Below are 13,827 nucleotides of genomic sequence, written 5' to 3'. Positions count from 1 at the left end.
TTTTATTAATTAATCTCCTTAACTCATTTATTTATTATTTTCCCGAAGTAAAGAAATTCATTGATTACTCAAATTTTAAGTAAATTGCTGAACATAAAATTAAAATAAATAAAACCAGCAGTTTAATTATATAAATAAAACCGTAGATTAGTGTAATTTAAGTAGATAAATAGGGTAATATCGGGATAATTTTCAAGGGGGTAAATAATGCCTGTTTTTTTAAAAGAAGAAGATATTTCCATTGTTCTCTGTGGTGAAGCAGGCCAGGGAATCCAGACAGTTGAGGTCATACTAGCCCAGGCAGTTAAACAGACGGGATACCATATCTTTTCCACCAAAGAATACATGTCACGGGTCAGGGGAGGTGAAAACTCCACCCAAATAAGAATCTCATCAGACAGGGTTGCCTCTTATGTGGACCGGATAGATATCTTACTGGCACTGAGTTACGGAGCTATAGATCATCTGAAGGATAGAATTTCTCCAAACACGGTTATTATAGGGGATCCAGAACATATTAAGTCTGCACGAGAATCTGAAAATATTTCATCTGGATTAAATGCTAATTTTATTGAGATTCCACTTATGCAAACTGCTGAAGATATTGGCGGGATCATATACGCTAATGTCATTGTTGCCGGAGCACTATCCTGCCTGTTGGATATTCCTAAGGAGATTTTTGATGGATTGATCAGTGACATGTTTGCCCGTAAAGGTCCAGAAATACTCCAGAACGATTTAAAAGCAGGAGAGGCAGGATACACCCTCGGTAAAGGTTTGATGGAATCTGAAGAAAACCAGGTTAGGCTTTCGCTGGAGGCTCATTCCACGGTACGTGATGAACTCCTTTTAAGTGGTACTGATGCTGCAGGAATGGGTTGTTTGGCCGGGGGATGCAGATTTATGTCATCCTATCCCATGACTCCGTCCACCCCGCTTCAGGCCTTCCTGGCAGGTAATGCCCACGACTTTGAACTGGTATACGAACAGGCTGAGGATGAAATAGCCGCCATCAATATGGCACTGGGTGCATCCTATGCCGGAGCACGGAGCATGGTGGCCACCTCGGGAAGTGGATTTGCCCTGATGGAAGAGGGAGTAGGACTGGCTGGAATGACCGAAACACCGGTGGTCATCTATCTCGGTCAAAGACCCGGCCCCGCAGTGGGATTACCCACCAGGACCAGCCAGGAAGACCTGAATCTGGCCCTTTACTCTGGGACAGGTGAATTTCCTCGGATCATATTTGCCCCGGGGAAGCTGGAAGATGCCTTTACCTTATCTCAGCAGGCCTTCAACCTGGCAGATAAATATCAAATACCCGTATTTATCCTGTCTGATCAGTATTTTGCCGATTGTTACTATAACATACCCTCACTGCCACTGGAAGAGGTGGGAAACGAAGATTATCTCATTAAAACCACTCCGGACTATAGAAGATACCTGATCACCCATGACGGGGTCACACCCCGGGGAATACCCGGATATGGGGAGGGCATGGTGATAGTAGATTCAGATGAACATGATGAAGAGGGCCACATCACGGAAAACCTTGAAATAAGGACACATATGGTAGATAAAAGGCTTAAAAAGATGGATCATATTAGAAAAGATGCTCTGGCCCCTGAACTGGTGGGATCTGACGACTATGCGAACCTGGTACTGGGATGGGGTTCTACCTACTGGCCCATAAGGGAGGCACTGGAAAATATCAACAAAAAAGGTTTAAACCCTGATTCCAGGAAGACCAGTTTTCTTCATTTAAAACAGGTTTATCCTCTGCACAGTAGTGTTACAGACTATCTGGAGAAGGCAGAAGATGTAATTATCCTGGAGAACAATGCCCAGGGCCAGATGGCTAACATCATCCAACTGGAAACTGGCTTGGAAATACAGGAAAAATTCTTAAAATACAATGGAATGCCCTTCTCTGTGGAGGAAGTGGAAAAAAGACTCCTGCAGTTCATGGGAATCGAAGATAGTGGTCCAGATGGTCATGATAAGCCCTCGGGGGAGGTGTTATAGATGAAACCAAGGGATTTTGATTTGCCAGATGCGGATGTAGCCTGGTGTCCGGGTTGTGGTAATCTATCCATACTACGCAGCCTCAAAGCCACCCTGGCTGAACTGGAAATACAACCAGAAAACCTGGTTTTCGTATCGGGTATTGGGCAGGCTGGCAAACTTCCTCATTACATTAAAGGAAATGTATTTAATGGACTTCATGGTCGGTCACTATCTCCGGCAACCGCTATAAAGGCAGCTAATCCGGATTTAATAGTTATTGATGTCAGTGGTGATGGTTGCATGTACGGGGAGGGGGGAAACCACTTCATGCACACCATAAGACGTAACCCGGACATCACCAACCTGGTGCACAACAACATGGTCTACGGCCTCACCAAGGGACAGGCATCACCCACCAGCCAGAGGGATTTCAACACACCCTTACAGGTAGATGGGGTATTTCTGGAACCATTCAATCCTCTGGCAGTGGCCATAGCTCTTGATGCTTCATTTGTAGCCAGAGCGTTTAGTGGAGACCGTAAACAATCCATTGAAATCTTCAAAGCCGCCATAAATCATAAAGGATATGCTCTAGTGGATATATTCCAACCATGTGTCTCATTTAACAAGGTTAACACCCGGGACTGGTTCCGGGAACACACCTATTACTTGGAAGATGACCATGACCCCCAAGACAGAAATCTGGCCTTCCAGAGGGCCACGGAAACCGGAGAGTACCCACTGGGAATCTTCTACCAGAACCCCGATAAGAGTACCTTTGAAGAAAACCTTACGGTTTACCGGGATGAAAAAACACCCCTCTACCAGAGAAAACTGGACAAGGATAAACTACGGGCCCTGGTGGAAAGTAAAAGATGATGTAAATCATAGAATGTTAGTTGTAGAATTTTAATAGAGGGAAATATCAAAGGAAGATGATAATCACGGGAATAGTTTATAAAAAAATAATAAAAATTCAAACTCCAAATTATTGAATACTTGTCTTTAGGTAGAGGTGGAAATTTTGCGGAAAATCAGAATACTTTCATGGAATGTTAATGGAATCCGGGCTGTGCATCGTAAAGGATTTAAAGACTGGCTTATGGAGAGTAAACCCGACATACTGTGTATCCAGGAAACTAAAGCCACTTATAAACAGTTCCCGGCAAATATCCGGAATGTGGAAGGATATGATCTCTATACCTCTGAAGCAGAACGCAAGGGATACAGTGGTGTGGCCACCTACACTGCCCTGAAACCGGAAAAAGTACAAAAAGGCCTGGGTATCCCCAAGTTTGACAGTGAAGGCCGCACACTCATAACTGACTACGGGGATTTCGTTCTCTTCAACATCTACTTCCCCAACGGAAAGATGTCCCCGGAAAGGCTCCAGTATAAAATGGACTTTTACGACTCCTTCCTGGATTACGCCGATGCTCTTAAGGAAGAAGGACGTAACATCGTAGTCTGCGGGGATGTGAACACCGCCCACAAAGAAATAGATTTGGCCCGCCCTAAAGAAAACGAAAAAATATCCGGATTCCTGCCCATTGAACGGGAATGGATTGACCGATTCCTCAGCCATGGTTACGTGGATACTTTCCGTGAATTCAACCAGGACGCTGATAACTACACCTGGTGGAGTTACCGAACCCGTGCCCGGGACCGCAACGTTGGATGGAGATTGGATTACTTCTTTGTGAACCAGGAATTCATGGATAACATTGAATCTTCCTTCATACTCTCTGAAGTAATGGGTTCAGACCACTGCCCAGTGGGAATAGATATAAAGTTAGATTGATGGGAAATTTACCCGGGAGTATCTCAATTAATAATATTTGGAGGATTATTAAATGGACAAATTCGATGAAAAAATGGGAAAATTAGCTTCTGAAGGCCTGTCTGATGAGGAAATAGGGAAAAAACTTTTAGATGAAATGGGTGATCTCTGCATCTGCCCGGACTGCCCCATGTACAACCAGTGCGCCGAGAAAAATTACGAAGGACTGTACTGTATCCTAGGACTATCAAAGTGTAAACTGGAGGAAGATGATTGTATTTGCCCGGAATGTGAAGTAGCAGAGGAACTAGAACTTAAAAATGATCTATTCTGTATCAATGGTCCGGAAAAGGAATTAAGGAGGCTTTAATAGTCTCAAAATTTCGAAATAAATGCGTTTTAAATCCAGAAATACTTCAAAATTCCTTTTTTCCAGTTATACCTTTTTATATTAATTAATCTCAAATAAACCTTAAAATTATCCTTCAATTACCTTTACTTTTTTTATCTATTACTCCGCTCCTATGATCAGACACAGATGGAGTGAATTGGTGTTAATGGTGGATAATTTATGAAGGAAGGGAGATAGATTGAATTAACCCTAAGTCATATACAAGGTGTATGACTTAATTTAATTTGTCAAATTACATTTATTTGTCAAATTTTTCTAAATTTATACTGGGAATTAGATTATACTGAGAATTAGAGGGATGCTATGAGCTATCGTGGAAGAGCTAAACAGTTTTTAGAGTCACAAAATATTTCCATTGGAGACATTATCTCTGTAAAAAAGGATGATGTAGAATACAGGGGCATGCTTCTGGATCGGGCTGAAGATGCTGACGAACTACACGTTGTACTTAAAATGGACAGCGGATACAATGTGGGCATCGCCATTGACCAGGCAGAAGTAGAACTCCTGGAAAGGGGAGAAAAACCGGAAATAAATCTACCCCCCCTGGAAATCGAGAAGGACCCGGAAAAAATGGATGTATCCATTATATCCACCGGAGGAACAGTGGCCTCCATCATTGACTACAAAACCGGGGCCGTACACCCGGCATTCACCGCTGATGACCTCCTGAGGGCCACTCCAGAGTTACTAAATGAGGCTAACATCAGTGGAAAGGCCATAATGAACATCCTCAGTGAAAACATGAAACCAGGGTTCTGGGTTCAGGCCGCACGCTCGGTGGCGGATGAAATAAATCAGGGAGCTGATGGAGTAGTGGTGGCCCACGGAACAGACACCATGCACTACACTGCTGCCGCCTTAAGTTTCATCCTGGAAACACCGGTGCCCATAGTAATCACCGGTGCCCAGAGAAGTTCGGACAGACCCTCATCTGATGCATTCTTAAATCTGATGAGCTCAGTGGCCATGGCCAAATCAGACATAGCCGAGGTCACAGTCTGCATGCACGCCACAGAAAACGATAATAAGGCCCACATCCACCGGGGAACCCGGGTGCGTAAAATGCACACCAGCCGTAGGGACACCTTCAACAGCATTAACAGCCCACCACTGGCCAAAGTAAAGGAGGGGAAGGTGAAAATCATTGATAAACAATTCTCCTACCGCAAGAGAGGAGAATGTCCGCTGGAAATCAACGACAAACTGGAAGAGAAGGTGGGCTTTATAAAAAGCTATCCGGGAATAGCCGCTGAACTACTGGACTACCATATCGATAAAGGCTACAAAGGTATCTTAATGGAAGGAACCGGTCTGGGGCACTGTCCCGATCACATGATACCCTCATTACAGAGGGCAGCTGATGAAAACATTCCGGTGGTCATGACTTCCCAGTGCCTCTACGGCCGCACCAACCTCAATGTTTACAGTACCGGTCGCAAACTCCTATCTTCTGGTGTTATACCTGTGGGGGACATGCTGCCCGAAACTGCCTACGTTAAACTGGTATGGGCCTTAGGACAGACCAGCCAATATCAAGAGGTTAAACAGATCATGGAAACTAACCTGAAGGGGGAAATGGATGAAAAATCTTCCTCAAAATACTTTTTAAGGGACTATGGGGAATAGGATGGAGTCATGGTGATTTAAATGGATAAAAATATTGATTACGAAGAACTGGGCCTTATGATGGGTTTGGAAATACACCAGCAACTTAACACAGCTCAAAAACTGTTCTGCCCCTGTGAATGTGAACTCACCGATAAAAAACCAGAATACAGGGTTTTAAGATATTTACGGCCCACCCAGAGTGAACTGGGTAAAATCGATCGGGCAGCCTTTGAAGAGTCACGCCGTGAGCTTACCTTCCTCTATGATGCTTATCCTTACCATACCTGTCTGGTGGAGACTGATGATGAACCACCGCATCCACTGAACCAGGAAGCGCTGGAGATAGGACTTATAATTGCAACCCTCCTCAACATGCAGGTGGTGGATGAATTCCACACCATGCGAAAACAGGTAATTGACGGCAGTAACACAGGAGGATTCCAAAGAACAGGGTTACTGGCAATTCAGGGACATATGGACACTCCCTATGGTCGGGTGGTAATTGAAAACCTTTGTCTGGAAGAAGATGCTGCCCGGAGAATGGGCCAAAGGAAGGGGAAAGTGGAATTTCGTCTGGACCGGTTGGGAATACCTCTTTTAGAGATAACCACCGATCCATCCATGAACCACCCCCAACAGGTAAGGGAGGTGGCCTACCAGATCGGCCAGGTACTGCGCAGTACCCGGGTGAAAAGGGGTCTGGGAACAATACGTCAGGATCTCAACATATCCATCCGGGAAGGTGCCCGGGTTGAAGTGAAAGGAGTTCAGGACCTGGATTCCATGGAACAACTGGTGGAAAATGAAGTCATGCGACAGCTCCGTCTCCTGGAAATCAGGGATGAACTGGTGAAAAGGGAAGCTACAGTTGAAGAAGAAATACATGACCTAAATAAGCTATTAAATGATACAGAATCAAAAATCATTGCTAAGGCCATTAAAAAGGGTGGAAAAGTTTTAGCCATTAAATTAAATGGTTATAAAGGATTGATTGGCAAAGAATTACAGCCCGGTAGAAGATTCGGAACAGAACTGGCTGGTTATGCCAAAAAAATGGGGGTGGCAGGTATATTCCACACGGATGAACTTCCGGCCTATGGAATAACCTCCCAGGAAGTGGAAAACATAAACACCTCTTTACAGATTGGTCCCGACGATGCCTTTATACTGGTGGCTGATGAAGCAGAGAAGGCGCAAAATGCCCTGGAAGAGGTTCAAAGAAGGGCTCGCATGGCTGTTGATGGTGTTCCCGAGGAGACCCGGAAGGCCCTGGATGATGCTAACACCGAGTATTTAAGGCCACTGCCTACGGCCAGCAGGATGTACGTGGAAACAGATATCCCCACTCAATTGGTGTCCTCCGAGCTTCTGGAACATGTTAAGAACAATTTACCCGAACTTCCCAAAGAAAAGGAAACCCGCATAATAGCCGAACACAACTTGAGCGAAGATTTAGCACACCAGCTCGTGCGCCAGGATCGGGTGGAACAGTTCGAGGAAATAGTGGCTGAATGTGGGGTTGAACCCACAACGGTAGCTTCATTACTGGCTTACACCCTTAAAGAACTCAGAAGAGAAGGTTTGGATGTGGATAACCTCCCGGGCAGCCATTTGAAGGGAACATTCCAGTTACTGAAACAGGACAAAATATCCAAGGATGCGGTTTCCGAGGTACTGGTTGGAGTTTTAAAGGAAGACTGGACTCCCGAAGAATCTGCCAGTAATTTAAACCTTTTAATGCTTTCTGAAGAAAATGTCAGGGACATAATCGTGGAATTAGTATCTTCCCATGAAAACCTGATTGAGGAACGGAAAATGGGTGCTATGGGCTCCCTGATGGGGATGGCCATGAAACAGCTCAAGGGAAAAGCCGATGGTAAATTAGTGAACAAATTATTGAAGGAAGAGATACAGAAATATCTGTAGGGGTGTTTTCAAATGGAAGAATACGATCTGGTTATCATTGGTGGAGGACCGGCGGGCTTAACTGCAGGAATATACGCTGGAAGGCAGGGAATGAATGCAGTAATTCTGGAAAGGATGACTGGAGCAGGTTCTGGTTATATGGTGCCCTTGATGGAGAATTATCCTGGTTTTGAGGTGACATCAGGGAAAGAACTCCTGGAAAAGATGAGAAAACAGGTGGAAAAACACATCCCCATAAAGAACATGGAAGAAGTTAAGGAAATTAGGGAAAATAGTCCGGGCGATATTTCCCTCACCACCTCTCAGGGAGAATACCGGACCAAGTCAGTAATAATATCCACAGGAAGTCATCACAGACGGCTGAATGTGCCGGGCGAGTATGAATTCCTGGGCCGAGGAGTCTCTTATTGTGCCACCTGTGATGGACCCCTGTTCAAAGAAAAAAGTGTAGTGGTGGTGGGTGGAGGAAATGCTGCAGTTCAGGAAGCAATTTATTTAAAGGACTTAGATTGCGATGTAACCATCATACACCGAAGAGACGAGCTGCGGGCTGAAAAATACCTTCAGAACAAATTAAAAGAACATGAAATCCCGGTGGTATGGGATTCGGTGGTGGAAGGGATAAATGGTGAAGTGGTAGTCAATAGTGTATCCCTCCTAAACCGTAAAACCCAGGAAAAGAAGGATTTACCAACCGATGGAGTATTCATTGCCGTGGGAGAAGAGCCCCTCAATAAAGTAGCCCAGAGTGCCGGTGTGGAACTTGACAAAGAAGGTTACATTGTAACTGACAAGCACCAGCGAACTAACCTTCCCGGAATATACGCTGCAGGGGATATAACCGGAGGAATCAAACAATGGGTGGTGGCCTGTTCTGAAGGAGCTGTGGCAGCATTAATTGCCTTTGTAGAGGTCATGGAGGAGTCTGAAATAAAATAAAAGCCCATAATTTTTTTTAAAAATTTTACTATTCTAAAGGATACCATGAAAAACAGGATAAATTTCGGCCCGGCAGGTAATCCCCTGGGATTTAACGGTCAAACCGTAGATGTCTGTGATTACATCCGTGGCCTGGGCTTAGATGCCTATGAATATCAGGCCACCTACGGGGTGAAGATTCAGAAACAATCCGGTCTTAAACTGGGTGAAAATGCCCGAAATAACCGTGTGAAGATTTCCATGCACGGCCCCTACTACATCAACCTATCGGCACAAAAGGAAGATGTTCTGGAAAGATCCATTGAACGGTTGATTCAGTCAGCCCGGGCAGCAGAGTGGATGGATGCCTATCGTATTGTTTTCCATCCTGGATTTTACACAAAATACACGTCCCAGGAGGCATTGCAGCGATGCAAGGGAGCCATTAATGATCTTTTGGAGAAACTGGATTCCCTGGGAATAAAAAAATTCACCTTCGCACCGGAAACCACTGGAAAAAGGTCTCAACTGGGTAGTCTGGATGAAATCATTGAAATTTGCCGGTCCTTCCCCCACTTTGCTCCCACCATAGACTTTGCCCATGTACATGCCCGGGGAAGGGGTTGTGTGAAGGGAGCTGATGAATATCATCAGATATTGAGTAAATTAGAGGATGAACTGGGTGAAATGGTAAAAAACCCGGAAACACTCCACTGTCACTTCACCCGGATTGAATACACCGATGCTGGTGAAAGAAAACACCATGTTCTCCAGGAAATGGAATACGGTCCTCCATTAGAGCCATTACTGGAAGTTCTGGTGGATGGAGGATGGAACGCCACCATCATATGTGAAACTCCCTTTTTGGAAAAAGACGCACTTTTGATGAAGGCCGTCCATGAGAAAATCCTGAAAAAGAAGGGTGTTTAAAAAATAAGGAAATTTAACTACTTATTTAATTTTTGAATTCCCATAATCTCTCTAAATATTCATATTTCTTCCCTAACAATGGCTTTTGTTTAGTTAACTTGAATTAAGTGAATTTTAGAATGTTTTAATGTTATTGGACAGTTTGAAAGTAGAATTAATGGGAAATTTGCCTTGAACTATTTAAACTATAGTTTGACAGGGTTGTATCTAAAATTGATAAAATATATATGGGTTAATAGATAATAATACCAGAATTATCTCCTGGTGGTATGATGGAAGAAGAGATCCTGGTTAAAAACTTCAGTGACAGTAGTTACATCAAGGAAGAGGAGCTACTGAAGATTATCCATGATTTCATTGAAGAAAGTGTACTGCAGGGAATTATCAATGAATTTGTCAAGGATGACGTGGAGTATTTAAGGCTTAAAGATCGCCAGATCAGATGGCTGGCGGCTAAAACAAGGTTCAGGGGTTCTTTAGAGTAAGTTGTTAGTTTTTTTATATTGAGATAAGCCTCTAGATCAACAAATTAGGGGTTTCTCCACCAATCTTCCAAACTATAATTAATTTTTTAATCCCCCTGGTTATTGAATTTCGAAACGACAATAGTTATCTCCCAGGGCGTAACATTTTGTTTCTTTAACCCTGGTTGATTCATTTTTATACAAACTGAATAATGATTCAAGAATACCACTATCAAATGCGCAGGCTGGTCTGCCAAGGTAGGGCAGGCCACTGCATTCAAAACAATCCTGTACCTTGATGGTGAGGGGGTCCAGGCTTTTAACTTCCACTGTACCTAGGCTATGGGTCTGCCAGAACCGGGCAATATTTCCCAGGAAATTATCCAGTTCTGGGTCTTTAACTTTCTCATACAATGCAGTTCCCACCTTTAAACCGGCTTCGTGGAGTATGGGGTCTATGTCCACTCCCTGGGTGAGCATGGAAATTCGGATAGTGTGAAATATCAGTCGGAAGAACTCAAAGGGATCATTTTCACTGTAAATGTACCTCTGGATATAGGCGGAAATATCTTCCTGGAGCTGCTGGTGCTGTATTTTGCCAATGTATTCTGATTGCAGGAAGAAAATCTTCTTTCTAGCATCAAAGGGATCTACCCGCGAGTCAATTATTCCTTCCCGGGACAGAGATTTGAGGTGGCTGGACACGGTTGATTTAGCCCGGCCAGAGAATTTAACCAGTTCATCAAAGCTGAGATCACCTTCACGTAGCATGGATAGAATTTTCACCCTCACCGGGCTTTTAATGGCCTTCACCCCCTGGGTGGTGGCAAAAAGTTCGATGGACAGGTTTTCATTTTCCGGGTTAGCACGGTGAGTTACATTATTTTTAACCATTGTTCATCCTGAATTGTTTTTTAGAATTATTCTGTAGGAATTTATCTGTAGTGGGAGTATTCTTTTTGAAATTATTTTCCCCTATATTTTTTCTATTAAATTGTTTTTCAATGGATTGTTTTTCAAATTTTTAAGATATTAGGATCTCAAATTTCAAGCAATACCTCCACTATGATTTTATTTTACTGTCCTCTCTCACAGCGGATACACATATCAGTGTCACGGTCGGTCTTGAAGGTCCGGCCACACTTTTTACAGGTAACATCGTGTAGAGATGATTTTTTATCGACAATGTCCAGTGAGCAGGAACATTTCCAGCCCATTTTGCCCTTTAGTGCCTGTTCGAAAGCTTTGTCTTCATCAATTTCTTTTTTAGGCATCTTGAGTCCTCCTTTAATTTTTAGTAGGTCTGTTTTGGGTGTTTACAGTAACTTGGTTTCTGTAGTGGGTCGGGGAACTTTTACCACCAGAAAACGCAGCACATCATCGCTCTCATTGTACCAGCAGTGGGGAATACGGGCGGGGCTGTCAATTAAAGTATCCTTTCCCACTTCCTTTTTTTCATCCCCTATTTCCACTATGCCGGTACCTTCCAGAACATAGAAGAAAACATCAACGGGTGTGATGTGTTTTTTAAGTGATTCTCCAGGTTGGAGGGTTATATGCACAGTCATGGCGTTTTCTGTGTCATACAACTTGCGGACATCAACTTTATGGGGAGTGTCAGCTACCGGGGTATTTTCCATTTGAACTATATTCATTCTAAACCCTCTTAAATCTTCATTTAATCTTCAGTGTTTACCATTGATTGTATTTATTTAACTTAAAGGATTTTATTAACTTCAGATATCTACGGTTACCAATGTTAGTGATTTATTAAGGTTCTACCTTGAAAATAGAAAAATGGGAGGTTTTATTCTCCCATTATAGCTTTGATATCTTCTTCTGGATCTCCAATTGGTTTAAGATCGTAGTTCTCAACAAGGACGTTGATTATTTCCTCGTTAGCCCACCCGGGTAATATTGGCCCTATGTACATTCCTTTCATGTCTAGGGCCAATAGGCTCCAGAGGATAGCGGCGGCTTTTTGTTCCATCCAGCTTAACACTATGGTTAATGGTAGTTCATTCAGTTCCACACCAAATAGTTCGGTTAAAGCCAGGGCAATGTCCACGGCAACTATGGCATCGTTACACTGTCCCAGATCTATCAGGCGAGGCACCCCTTCAATGTCTCCCAGGTTCAGGTCATTGAACCGGTATTTACCACAGGCTAAGGTTAGCACTACAACATCCTGGGGGAGTTTCTCCACGAATTCACGGTAGTATTTGGCTTGGGGTTTGGGGGAGTCACATCCGCCAACCAGGATGAATCTTTTAATTTTGCCGGTCTCTACCAGTTCTTTGATCTTTGGTGCCAGGGACAGGACGGTGGATGCTCCGAATCCAGTTGTAAGTACTGTGTCTTTTGGTTCATCTTCTAGTTCTGGTAGTTCCAGTGCTTTTTCAATAACCGGGGTGAAGTCGTTGTCTTCAATGTGTTTCACTCCAGGTAATTGGGCTACCCCACTGGTGAACATTCTTTCTTTGTATTCATCTTTAGGGAGCAACACGCAGTTTGAGGTTCCCAAGATAGCCACCGGGTATTTGGAGAAGGTTGCCCTCTGGTCGAACCAGGGCCCTCCCAGCTGTCCCACCAAGTGTTTGTATTTTTTAAGTCCAGGGTACCCGTGGGCCGGTAGCATTTCCGAGTGGGTGTAAACGTTTATTCCCTTCCCTTCGGTCTGTTTTAAAAGTTCTTCCAGGTTTTGGAGGCTGTGGCCGGTGACTAAGATACCGGGGCCTTTAACTGATCCCACTGGTACTTCGGTGGGCACTGGTTCCCCGTAATTATCAATGTGGGCCTTTTTAAGTAGTTGCATGGTTTTGATGTTCATCTGACCAGCTTCCAGAGCTAATTTTACAAATTCCTGGGGGTCGAAGTTGACATTGGTCAGGGTGGAAAAGAATCCCTTTTCCAGGAAGGCATCCACCTCGTCATCAGTATAACCCAGTTCACGGGCATGGTACAAGTAGGCGGTTATTCCCTTTATGGCGAATAACAGGTTGTCCTGCAGACGGGCTACGGTGGGCTGTTTTCCACATACTCCAACAACGGTACAACCAGTTTCACGGGCAGTTTGCGAACACTGGTAACAGAACATATCTAATGCTTCTCCTTTTTCCATTTTATTTTCCTCCTTATTTTACTCTTATTTTTTTCAATTAACCACAAAATTTCACAAATTTTCTATTTAAAGGCCTTATTGGGCCTTTTTATACACACTGAATTGTTCTATCTACATCGAATGTTCTATATGTATAGAACAAAAACTATATATAATTTTTGTCTTGATTTCTTCAAGAGACAGAAACAGTTGAAAATAATCCGGAAGTACATCCTGAAAAAAATAAATAAACTGTATGTAACAAATATATAAATGGCAGCTGTTATCCAGCACGGTTTAAAACTGAATTTATCCGAGGGGGATTAAGTATTGGATGAAAACAGGTCTAATAAGGAACTTAGGGAGGAATTTATTGAATTAAGAAAGATTTTAAACTTTAAAGAAGAATCCCTAAAAAAATTCATCCATAATCAGAAAATTTTGTCCCAAACTGCCTTACCTGGAAGAAATGGAAAATTAAATGATTACATGGGTAGGGAGGTCATTTAATTGCGGGAAAATCTGGATGAATCAAGCTCTTCATTTCGAATTTTCATTATATCAGTTCTAATAATCATTTCATGTCTGTTAACCTATTATTTTCACTTTGTTCTAGGAAAAGGAATAGTATTTTCTCAGTTTTACTATATTCCCATTATACTTGCGGCTTTTTGGTGGA

The 13,827-nt window shown here is 43.2% G+C and carries 14 protein-coding genes; 10 read left to right on the top strand and 4 right to left on the bottom strand.

The window, feature by feature from the left end:
- Positions 1-207 precede the first annotated feature (207 nt).
- The 9 genes from CIT02_RS06240 (at position 208) to CIT02_RS06200 (ending at position 10,069) form a co-directional block, all read left to right on the top strand.
- On the top strand, positions 208-2,025 hold the full coding sequence (locus tag CIT02_RS06240) for a 2-oxoacid:acceptor oxidoreductase subunit alpha (protein ID WP_292610669.1): 1,818 nt from the start codon (positions 208-210) through the stop codon (positions 2,023-2,025).
- Positions 2,026-2,886 carry a thiamine pyrophosphate-dependent enzyme gene (locus CIT02_RS06235; protein WP_292610667.1) on the top strand — a complete coding sequence of 287 codons (861 nt, stop codon included), beginning with the start codon at positions 2,026-2,028 and terminating at the stop codon, positions 2,884-2,886.
- Positions 2,887-3,031: 145 nt separating this feature from the next.
- Positions 3,032-3,808 carry an exodeoxyribonuclease III gene (locus tag CIT02_RS06230; protein WP_292610665.1) on the top strand — a complete coding sequence of 259 codons (777 nt, stop codon included), beginning with the start codon at positions 3,032-3,034 and terminating at the stop codon, positions 3,806-3,808.
- A 52-nt stretch (positions 3,809-3,860) separates the two neighbouring features.
- The gene (locus tag CIT02_RS06225) at positions 3,861-4,157 is read left to right on the top strand and encodes a DUF2769 domain-containing protein (protein ID WP_292610663.1); all 297 of its coding nucleotides are present in this window, start codon (positions 3,861-3,863) and stop codon (positions 4,155-4,157) included.
- A 345-nt stretch (positions 4,158-4,502) separates the two neighbouring features.
- Positions 4,503-5,828, top strand: coding sequence for a Glu-tRNA(Gln) amidotransferase subunit GatD (gene gatD / locus CIT02_RS06220; protein ID WP_292610661.1), 1,326 nt, complete (start codon positions 4,503-4,505; stop codon positions 5,826-5,828).
- A gap of 33 nt (positions 5,829-5,861) precedes the next feature.
- The gene (gene gatE, locus CIT02_RS06215) at positions 5,862-7,736 is read left to right on the top strand and encodes a Glu-tRNA(Gln) amidotransferase subunit GatE (RefSeq protein ID WP_292614921.1); all 1,875 of its coding nucleotides are present in this window, start codon (positions 5,862-5,864) and stop codon (positions 7,734-7,736) included.
- A gap of 12 nt (positions 7,737-7,748) precedes the next feature.
- Positions 7,749-8,675 carry a thioredoxin-disulfide reductase gene (gene trxB, locus CIT02_RS06210; protein WP_292610659.1) on the top strand — a complete coding sequence of 309 codons (927 nt, stop codon included), beginning with the start codon at positions 7,749-7,751 and terminating at the stop codon, positions 8,673-8,675.
- A 45-nt stretch (positions 8,676-8,720) separates the two neighbouring features.
- Positions 8,721-9,584, top strand: a complete 864-nt coding sequence (locus CIT02_RS06205; RefSeq protein ID WP_292610657.1) for a TIM barrel protein — start codon at positions 8,721-8,723, stop codon at positions 9,582-9,584.
- Between the two features lie 269 nt (positions 9,585-9,853).
- Positions 9,854-10,069, top strand: a complete 216-nt coding sequence (locus tag CIT02_RS06200) for a hypothetical protein (protein ID WP_292610655.1) — start codon at positions 9,854-9,856, stop codon at positions 10,067-10,069.
- Between the two features lie 99 nt (positions 10,070-10,168).
- Here CIT02_RS06200 and CIT02_RS06195 read toward each other — a convergent pair whose 3' ends face one another.
- The 4 genes from CIT02_RS06195 to hcp all read right to left on the bottom strand — a co-directional run bounded on the left by CIT02_RS06195 (position 10,169) and on the right by hcp (position 13,169).
- A complete protein-coding gene (locus CIT02_RS06195; protein ID WP_292610653.1) occupies positions 10,169-10,942 on the bottom strand; it encodes a V4R domain-containing protein in 774 nt (257 codons plus the stop codon).
- Between the two features lie 182 nt (positions 10,943-11,124).
- The gene (locus CIT02_RS06190; protein WP_048073036.1) at positions 11,125-11,322 is read right to left on the bottom strand and encodes a hypothetical protein; all 198 of its coding nucleotides are present in this window, start codon (positions 11,320-11,322) and stop codon (positions 11,125-11,127) included.
- A gap of 42 nt (positions 11,323-11,364) precedes the next feature.
- The gene (locus tag CIT02_RS06185) at positions 11,365-11,703 is read right to left on the bottom strand and encodes a cupin domain-containing protein (RefSeq protein WP_292610649.1); all 339 of its coding nucleotides are present in this window, start codon (positions 11,701-11,703) and stop codon (positions 11,365-11,367) included.
- A 152-nt stretch (positions 11,704-11,855) separates the two neighbouring features.
- Positions 11,856-13,169 (bottom strand): hydroxylamine reductase, encoded by a 1,314-nt coding sequence (gene hcp / locus CIT02_RS06180; protein WP_292610646.1) that lies wholly within the window; start codon positions 13,167-13,169, stop codon positions 11,856-11,858.
- A 309-nt stretch (positions 13,170-13,478) separates the two neighbouring features.
- On the opposite strand from hcp, the gene CIT02_RS06175 reads away from it, so the two are divergent.
- On the top strand, positions 13,479-13,658 hold the full coding sequence (locus CIT02_RS06175) for a hypothetical protein (protein WP_292610644.1): 180 nt from the start codon (positions 13,479-13,481) through the stop codon (positions 13,656-13,658).
- Positions 13,659-13,827 lie beyond the last annotated feature (169 nt).

It is taken from the genome of Methanobacterium sp. BAmetb5, from assembly GCF_003491305.1.
Classification (GTDB): domain Archaea; phylum Methanobacteriota; class Methanobacteria; order Methanobacteriales; family Methanobacteriaceae; genus Methanobacterium.
The sequence above is the reverse complement of the archived record's forward strand: the minus strand, read 5'-3'. Positions and strand labels throughout refer to the sequence as shown.

Coding starts and splice junctions, on each gene's coding strand:
- CIT02_RS06240 (WP_292610669.1), top strand. CDS start 208: ATGCCTGTTTTTTTAAAAGAAGAAGATATTTCCATTGTTCTCTGTGGT.
- CIT02_RS06235 (WP_292610667.1), top strand. CDS start 2,026: ATGAAACCAAGGGATTTTGATTTGCCAGATGCGGATGTAGCCTGGTGT.
- CIT02_RS06225 (WP_292610663.1), top strand. CDS start 3,861: ATGGACAAATTCGATGAAAAAATGGGAAAATTAGCTTCTGAAGGCCTG.
- gatD (WP_292610661.1), top strand. CDS start 4,503: ATGAGCTATCGTGGAAGAGCTAAACAGTTTTTAGAGTCACAAAATATT.
- trxB (WP_292610659.1), top strand. CDS start 7,749: ATGGAAGAATACGATCTGGTTATCATTGGTGGAGGACCGGCGGGCTTA.
- CIT02_RS06205 (WP_292610657.1), top strand. CDS start 8,721: ATGAAAAACAGGATAAATTTCGGCCCGGCAGGTAATCCCCTGGGATTT.
- CIT02_RS06200 (WP_292610655.1), top strand. CDS start 9,854: ATGATGGAAGAAGAGATCCTGGTTAAAAACTTCAGTGACAGTAGTTAC.
- CIT02_RS06195 (WP_292610653.1), bottom strand. CDS start 10,942: ATGGTTAAAAATAATGTAACTCACCGTGCTAACCCGGAAAATGAAAAC.
- CIT02_RS06190 (WP_048073036.1), bottom strand. CDS start 11,322: ATGCCTAAAAAAGAAATTGATGAAGACAAAGCTTTCGAACAGGCACTA.
- CIT02_RS06185 (WP_292610649.1), bottom strand. CDS start 11,703: ATGAATATAGTTCAAATGGAAAATACCCCGGTAGCTGACACTCCCCAT.
- hcp (WP_292610646.1), bottom strand. CDS start 13,169: ATGGAAAAAGGAGAAGCATTAGATATGTTCTGTTACCAGTGTTCGCAA.